The 261-nt window shown below is 61.7% G+C and carries 1 pseudogene; it reads right to left on the bottom strand.

Features of this window, described 5'->3' with window-relative positions:
• Nucleotides 1-261: pseudogene (locus IOD17_RS19300) on the bottom strand (IS3 family transposase); the annotation flags it as partial.

The following is a 261-nucleotide window of genomic DNA, read 5'->3' as shown; positions in this document are numbered from 1 at the left end:
TCCTTGGCTCGCGCAGACTTGGGCTCGCTCAGCCAGGCGTAGTAGCCGCTGGGATGCACTTTCAGCACCTGGCAGAGACGTTGAACGGAGTAGCTCGCCGAGAGCTGGCGGACAAAGACGTACCTCAGCCGGACTCCTTGGCAAAGTACGCGGCGGCCTTTTTTAGGATGTCGCGCTCCTCGGTCACTCGCTTGAGCTCGGCACGCAGGCGACGCAACTCGGCTTGTTGATCATCTTCGCGTTTGCGCTGGGCTTCCGGCT

The organism is Pseudomonas anguilliseptica (assembly GCF_021375795.1).
Classification (GTDB): Bacteria; Pseudomonadota; Gammaproteobacteria; order Pseudomonadales; family Pseudomonadaceae; genus Aquipseudomonas; species Aquipseudomonas anguilliseptica_A.
This window is presented reverse-complemented; position numbering and strand designations above follow the sequence as displayed.